The sequence below is a fragment of the Dolichospermum circinale AWQC310F genome, assembly GCF_000426925.1.
GTDB lineage: Bacteria > Cyanobacteriota > Cyanobacteriia > Cyanobacteriales > Nostocaceae > Dolichospermum > Dolichospermum circinale.
In genome coordinates this window covers 31,894-37,160 of sequence record NZ_KE384679.1, presented here as the reverse complement: position 1 = coordinate 37,160, position 5,267 = coordinate 31,894, and the positions used below count along the sequence as shown (strand labels likewise).

The window sequence follows — 5,267 nt, the reverse complement described above, 5'->3', positions numbered from 1 at the left end:
GGTACATATCTAGCGGGCAAGATGCCCGCACCACAAGAGTTTCATGATTCAACTTTGTACCTCATCAGATCGAAAAACGCTGTATAGTCACCACTCATTACTTTTCCCAAAATCGAAAATTGAAAGTTGTAGAAGCACGACGGAAACGCCGACTAGGTTTTCTTATGCGTCTTTTCGCACCCCTATCACTAGGCTGTTCGGTATCTTCTTGTAAGACATCTTCTGGTAATTGAGTTTGTAAAGCCTCCTGACTCCGCCACCAAGCAATTATCCAGCCACCACCAACACCAGCAATACCGCCGAACAAAATACTCATGGGTGCTGAATAACCTAAGAAAAGACAACCCAGCATAAAAACTAACCAATATTTCAAACCAGCATCAATACCATCATTAGAGGCTACAGTAGTAGCCTGGGGGTTATTCTCATTTGCAAAAGTAATCCACCCCAAGGTGACACCACCCAGGATACCTATAAATAGACACAGAGGTACTGAAGCACCGGCAATTCTGGAGACAATGAATAAAAACAACCCGAATAGTAATTGAGACAGGAAGTTAGGTGAAGATGAGAAAATATCGCCGAGAAAATTATTTTTTGGTGCCATAAAATTAAGATTTAGGAGTCAGGAGAAAGAATAATTATATCTCGTTATCTCGTTCCCAGTCTCTGACTGGGAATGCTATCAAGAGGCTCTGCCTCTATTATTATTGAATGTATTGAAGACAGAGCCTTTATAATTCATTCCCAGAGTATAGGAATGAGCAATAGGAGCTAGAGAAAAAATAAAAGATTCCAAACCCACGTAGGTGGGTTTTGCTTGTGTAGACGCGGTTAAAAACCGCCCTTTTAATCTAGAGAAAAATTAAATCAATCCTGATAATTGTGTGTCTAATGGTAGAGTTGTATCTACAACCGTTATATAAGGTTGTTCTTGATCTGTAAATGGTTGAGATTGGTTAATTTGGGATGTCAATAAATCAGCAGTAGCATCAGCAATATCACCAGTGCGATGCAGCAGCCTTTGTGTTAAAACTTCTACTGGTGCGGTACAATTGATGATATATAAAGGTAATTGATGCTCTGTAGCTTGAGAAATAGCTGCTGCTCGCAAATCCTGACGATCATATTTAGCATCTAAAATTACAGACCAACCTTGATTAGCTAGTATAATTCCCAGTGCTAACAATCGGCTATAGGTTTTTTGTGTCATTTCTGGTGTATAAATTTCATCCCTGCCTCTTTCTAACAAAGGAATTCCCGCCAAATGCTTACGCACAGCATCAGAACGGAGATGAACTGCATTGAGTTTCCGGGCTAAATACTTAGCTGTGGTACTTTTTCCAGCACCAGATAACCCGGACATCAAAATCAGTTTTCCCTGTTGCGGTTTAGTATATTCCCAAGCTTGATGATAATATGCAGATGCGGTTTTTGCTGCTTCTTCCTTCACAACATCGGGTACACTAGGATCATCTAACAAAAATGAATTTACCTTAGCCCGCACATAAGCCTGACGGCTTAAATATAAAGGTAACACCTGTAAACCTTCCCAATCTCCAGTTTGCTCCACATAAGCATTTAAAAAAGCGTTTCCTAAATCCTTACGTCCTCTGGCCTCAATATCCATAACGGTAAAAGCTACATCATACATAACATCAACGAAGCGAAAAGGCTCGTTAAATTCTATACAGTCAAACAACATGATTTTATCATGCCAGAGAGCAATATTTCGCAGATGTAAATCCCCGTGACCTTCGCAAATATAATGATTGTCAATTCGGCTTTTAAATAATTCTGGATTTTGGACAAAGAAATTATCCGTATATTGTTTTGTTTCCTCAAACTGCGCTTGTGTCTGAGGTCCACCAATATATTTTTCAGCTTGCTGATAATTTTCATCAATAGCCAAACGCACTTGTGAGACTTCCCCAAAACTGCGAATGTAGTCATTAGTGTGTGCTTGAGCATGGTATTGAGCCACAACCCGTCCTAATTCTTCTAAGTTGCTTTCCTGTAAGTTCCCAGCAGCGAAAAGTTCACTAAATAGGGATTCTTGGGGAAATTGACGCATCTTAATCGTATATTCTACAGCTTCCCCTGTTCCTCCGAGATGGTATTTTTCACCAGCGCAAGTTAAAGGGATCACTTCTAAATATAATTCACCAGCACCGCGTTGATTTAAGCGCAACTCCTCCTCACAAAAATGTTTTCTTTTTTCTAAGGTGGAAAAGTCTAAAAAACCGAAATTAGCTGGTTTTTTCAGCTTATAAGCATAATCTCCAGTTAAGAGGACATAAGAAATATGGGTTTGAATTAGTTGAATTGGTTCGGTTACACCATGAGGATAAAATCCAGGTTGTAACATTTGTTCAATTAAAGCGGGAAGATTTGTTTCTGTCATTGGTTCTTTGTTAGTAGTCAGTGGTCAGAGGGATTTTGATAGTCTTTTCCACAAAAAAACCAGGTTTAACCCTGGTCTTCTTAGTTATTATTACCTAAATTCTAGCCTTTAGTGCCAGCGAAAAAACTTAAATGGTAAGGTGTACCTTTAGCTGGGTGAATCTGAACTTCACGAATTACAGTTGTACCAGTCCATTCTAATTCAGGAATGCTTAATTCCACTTCTGTTTGATTAGGAGCAGCTTGCTTGAGTAAACGTTCCACAACTTTAGCATCAAGAACTAAAGAAATTGATTCAGTTCCGTTGTGACCGTACAAATTAGCGGGAATTAAGCCAGAACGTCGCAAAGCTCTGGGTTTGCTACCTTCTGGACGGGTTTTAGATTCGAGTGTGATAGCCATACTATTTTTAGTTGTTAGTTGCTAGATGTTAGATGTTAGATGTTAGTTGTTAGTTGTTAGTTGTTAGTAGTCAATTGTCAGTTATATCACTAATGACCACTGACTAATGACCACTGACCACTGACCACTGACTAAACCGGAGTACCATTTGGATGTAACAGAGCGCGTTTTGGACCGTGAATAGGGTCTTCTACAATGATAGTCTGATCACGACTTGCTCCCAAAGAAACGATCGCAATGGGGACATCCATCAATTCTGCTAAGAATCTTAGATAGTCTAGTGCTTGCGGTGGTAACTCTTCGAGGGTACGACAGTGACTTGTTGACATTTGCCATCCTGGCAAGGTTTTATAAATAGGACGACAACGGGCGAACATCCGGGCGCTAGTGGGGAAGTGTTCGCAACGTTCACCATCAATTTCATAAGCTACACAAACATTAATTTCCTCTAATTCATCGAGAACATCAAGTTTAGTAATAGCAATACAATCCATGCCGTTAATGCGAACTGCATAGCGTCCAATGACAGCATCAAACCAACCACAACGACGTTTGCGCCCCGTAGTTGTGCCAAATTCCGCACCGCGATCGCCTAATAAGTCGCCAATTTTGCCATGTAGTTCCGTAGGGAATGGACCTTCCCCGACCCTTGTCGTGTAGGCTTTGGATACACCAATCACCCGATCTATCATTGTCGGTCCTAACCCACTACCAACGCAAGCCCCGCCAGCCACTGGGTTAGAGGATGTAACATAGGGATAAGTCCCGTGATCCAAGTCAAGTAAAGTCCCCTGTGCGCCCTCAAACAAAATATTTCGTCGTCTTAAAATCGCGTCATAGATTTGTAACGAAGTATCAACGACAAAAGGACGCAAACGTTCAGCATAACCTAAATACTCCTCAATTACCACTTGGGGATCAAGGGGTGGCAGATTATACAGCTTTTCTAAAATGGTATTTTTATAGTTGATCGTCCACTCTAATTGCTCACGCAGTCCATCGGCATCCATCAAGTCTAACATCCTGATGCCTGTCCGTTCCGATTTATCAGCGTAGGTCGGTCCAATACCTCTACCAGTTGTCCCGATTTTATGATTTCCCCGTACTTCCTCGGAAGCCTTGTCAATCATCCGATGATAAGGCATGGTGACATGAGCCGTTTGTGAGATCAACAAGTTAGCTGTGGAAATATTTAATTGTTCTAGTTGATCCAGTTCTTTGATTAAAACCTGTGGATCTATGACTGTTCCACAGCCAATAATACATTCAGTTTTTGGATATAAAATACCAGAGGGAATTAAGTGCAGCTTAAAGGTCTGACCTTGGACTACGATTGTATGCCCAGCGTTAACTCCTCCTTGGTAACGTACCACCACATCTGCGGAGCGGCTGAGTAAGTCAGTTATTTTACCTTTTCCTTCATCGCCCCACTGGGCACCTATGACAATGACGTTAGCCAAGAGATTATATTAAAGGGTAAAGTTTCCACAAATTACCATTTTTAACAGATTTTTTATTTTTTGTCAAGGATTTGAATAACTTTTGCTTTGGGGTAAAATAAGGAGTTATACCAATTTATCGAATAGGTTGGGTTAAAATAATACAGGACACATTATAAATAAATTCACCAACCGAGGAAGAAAAGCTGATGCAAATCATCCGTCTACCGGTACTTTCAGACAATTATATATTTTTACTGCATGATCCACAACAGAATATCGCGGCTGTTGTTGATCCGGCCGAAGCGCAACCCGTATTAGACGAATTGACAAAATTAAAAACTAATTTGGTGGCGATTTTTAATACTCACCATCATGGTGATCATGTGGGTGGAAATACACAATTGATGAAAAAATTTCCTGAAGTGACAGTTTACGGAGGTGCGGAAGATAGAGGCCGGATTCCGGGACAGCAGGTATTTTTACGGGCAGGCGATTGTGTCCAATTTGGCAATCGTACTGCAAATGTACTTTTTGTTCCTGGCCATACCCGCGCTCATATTGCTTACTATTTTCCCCCAGAAAGCCCAAGAGAGGCGGGAGAATTGTTTTGTGGTGATACATTGTTTGCAGGTGGTTGTGGTCGTTTATTTGAAGGCACACCGGGGCAAATGGTAGATTCTTTAAGTAAACTGCGGGCTTTACCTGATGATACTCGCGTTTGGTGCGCCCATGAATACACTTTAAATAATTTGCGGTTTGCTGTGACTGTAGAGCCAGAAAATGCGGATTTGCAAAAACGCTACCAAGATGTGAAAATTCAACGGGAGACTAATGAAGCCACCATACCATCACTTTTGGGAATAGAAAAACTCACAAATCCTTTTTTACGTTGGGATAAACCATCTCTACAAGCAACAGCGAAAAGTAACGAAGGAGTTCAAACCTTTGCCCGGATTCGAGGCATGAAGGATAATTTTTAGTCTGTACTGCATTTAATTTGTATAATGATAGCGGGCAGGA

The 5,267-nt window shown here is 40.9% G+C and carries 5 protein-coding genes; 1 reads left to right on the top strand and 4 read right to left on the bottom strand.

Annotated elements, in window-relative coordinates:
• Positions 1 to 97: 97 nt before the first annotated feature.
• The 4 genes from ACIR310F_RS0110395 to ACIR310F_RS0110380 form a co-directional block, all read right to left on the bottom strand.
• Positions 98 to 607 (bottom strand): hypothetical protein, encoded by a 510-nt coding sequence (locus tag ACIR310F_RS0110395; protein ID WP_028083778.1) that lies wholly within the window; start codon positions 605 to 607, stop codon positions 98 to 100.
• 258 nt (positions 608 to 865) lie between these two features.
• Complete coding sequence (locus ACIR310F_RS0110390; protein WP_028083777.1) at positions 866 to 2,404, bottom strand: bifunctional aminoglycoside phosphotransferase/ATP-binding protein; 1,539 nt, start codon at positions 2,402 to 2,404, stop codon at positions 866 to 868.
• A 101-nt stretch (positions 2,405 to 2,505) separates the two neighbouring features.
• On the bottom strand, positions 2,506 to 2,805 hold the full coding sequence (gene rplY, locus ACIR310F_RS0110385; protein ID WP_028083776.1) for a 50S ribosomal protein L25: 300 nt from the start codon (positions 2,803 to 2,805) through the stop codon (positions 2,506 to 2,508).
• Positions 2,806 to 2,936: 131 nt separating this feature from the next.
• Entirely contained in the window at positions 2,937 to 4,265 is a 1,329-nt protein-coding gene (locus ACIR310F_RS0110380; RefSeq protein ID WP_028083775.1) for an adenylosuccinate synthase, read from the bottom strand.
• 188 nt (positions 4,266 to 4,453) lie between these two features.
• Here ACIR310F_RS0110380 and gloB point away from each other — a divergent pair, with 188 nt between their 5' ends.
• Positions 4,454 to 5,227: a hydroxyacylglutathione hydrolase gene (gene gloB, locus ACIR310F_RS0110375; RefSeq protein WP_028083774.1), complete on the top strand. Its 774-nt coding sequence runs from the start codon at positions 4,454 to 4,456 to the stop codon at positions 5,225 to 5,227.
• Positions 5,228 to 5,267: the final 40 nt, after the last annotated feature.

What these genes read in the sequence shown, in the direction of transcription:
- ACIR310F_RS0110395 (WP_028083778.1), bottom strand. Translation starts at nt 607, where the DNA reads ATGGCACCAAAAAATAATTTTCTCGGCGATATTTTCTCATCTTCACCT.
- ACIR310F_RS0110390 (WP_028083777.1), bottom strand. Translation starts at nt 2,404, where the DNA reads ATGACAGAAACAAATCTTCCCGCTTTAATTGAACAAATGTTACAACCT.
- rplY (WP_028083776.1), bottom strand. Translation starts at nt 2,805, where the DNA reads ATGGCTATCACACTCGAATCTAAAACCCGTCCAGAAGGTAGCAAACCC.
- gloB (WP_028083774.1), top strand. Translation starts at nt 4,454, where the DNA reads ATGCAAATCATCCGTCTACCGGTACTTTCAGACAATTATATATTTTTA.